Below are 1,779 nucleotides of genomic sequence, written 5' to 3'. Positions count from 1 at the left end.
AATAACATATTATCAGACAATTTATGTAGATACTACGTAGAAAAGTATTTTATAAATATAAGGAGGTGATCCAACCGCAGGTTCCCCTACGGTTACCTTGTTACGACTTCACCCCAGTCATGAATCACAAAGTGGTAAGTGCCCTCCTAATAAAGGTTAAGCTACTTACTTCTTTTGCAATCCACTCCCATGGTGTGACGGGCGGTGTGTACAAGGCCCGGGAACGTATTCACCGTAGCATTCTGATCTACGATTACTAGCGATTCCGACTTCATGAAGTCGAGTTGCAGACTCCAATCCGAACTAAGACATATTTTGTGAGATTTGCTTGCTCTTGCGAGGTTGCTTCTCTTTGTATACGCCATTGTAGCACGTGTGTAGCCCTACCCATAAGGGCCATGATGACTTGACGTCGTCCTCACCTTCCTCCGGCTTATCACCGGCAGTCTCCTTTGGATTCCCGACTTACTCGCTGGCAACAAAGGATAAGGGTTACGCTCGTTGCGGGACTTAACCCAACATTTCACAACACGAGCTGACGACAGCCATGCAGCACCTGTCTCAGCGTTCCCGAAGGCACCAAGGCATCTCTGCCAAGTTCGCTGGATGTCAAGAGTAGGTAAGGTTTTTCGCGTTGCATCGAATTAAACCACATGCTCCACCGCTTGTGCGGGCCCCCGTCAATTCATTTGAGTTTTAACCTTGCGGTCGTACTCCCCAGGCGGTCGACTTAACGCGTTAGCTACGGAAGTTACATCTCGAGGATACAACTTCCAAGTCGACATCGTTTACGGCATGGACTACCAGGGTATCTAATCCTGTTTGCTCCCCATGCTTTCGCACTTGAGTGTCAGTATTCATCCAGAGAGCCGCCTTCGCCACTGATATTCCTCCAGATCTCTACGCATTTCACCGCTACACCTGGAATTCTGCTCTCCTCTATGAAACTCAAGCTTGCCAGTTTCAAATGCAGTTCCCAGGTTAAGCCCAGGGATTTCACATCTGACTTAGCAAACCACCTACGTGCGCTTTACGCCCAGTAATTCCGATTAACGCTTGCACCCTCCGTATTACCGCGGCTGCTGGCACGGAGTTAGCCGGTGCTTCTTTTATAGGTAACGTCAATCAATATAAGTTTTAATTATATTGCCTTCTTCCCTATTGAAAGTACTTTACAACCCTAAGGCCTTCTTCATACACGCGGCATAGCTGCATCAGGCTTGCGCCCATTGTGCAATATTCCCCACTGCTGCCTCCCGTAGGAGTCTGGACCGTATCTCAGTTCCAGTGTGGCTGGTCATCCTCTCAGACCAGCTAGAGATCGTTGCCTAGGTGAGCCATTACCCCACCTACTAGCTAATCTCATCTGAGTTCATCTGATGGCATGAGGCCCTAAGGTCCCCCACTTTGGTTTTACAACATTATGCGGTATTAGCCATCGTTTCCAATGGTTATCCCCCTCCATCAGGTAGATCCCCAGATATTACTCACCCGTCCGCCACTCGTCACCCAAAGAGTAAACTCTTTTGTGTTACCGTTCGACTTGCATGTGTTAAGCTTGCCGCCAGCGTTCAATCTGAGCCATGATCAAACTCTTCGATTTGAATTTTAAATCTATTTCTACAGATTAAATATTTTTATTCTGTAGAGATGTGTAACATGTTTTTAAAAAAAATTGATACAATTCTACGAATACCTACACAGGTTGTCTGATAAATTGTTAAAGAACAACAGCAGTGCTATCTTAACTTTGTTATGTCTGTTAGTCAAGTTTTTAAT

General features: G+C 46.0%; 1 rRNA gene. It reads right to left on the bottom strand.

The features are described from left to right. Positions 1-58: 58 nt before the first annotated feature. Positions 59-1,603, bottom strand: a 16S ribosomal RNA gene (locus CRV12_RS03750). Positions 1,604-1,779: the final 176 nt, after the last annotated feature.

Source organism: Candidatus Pantoea edessiphila (assembly GCF_002933315.1).
Lineage (GTDB): Bacteria > Pseudomonadota > Gammaproteobacteria > Enterobacterales > Enterobacteriaceae > Pantoea_C.
This window is presented reverse-complemented; position numbering and strand designations above follow the sequence as displayed.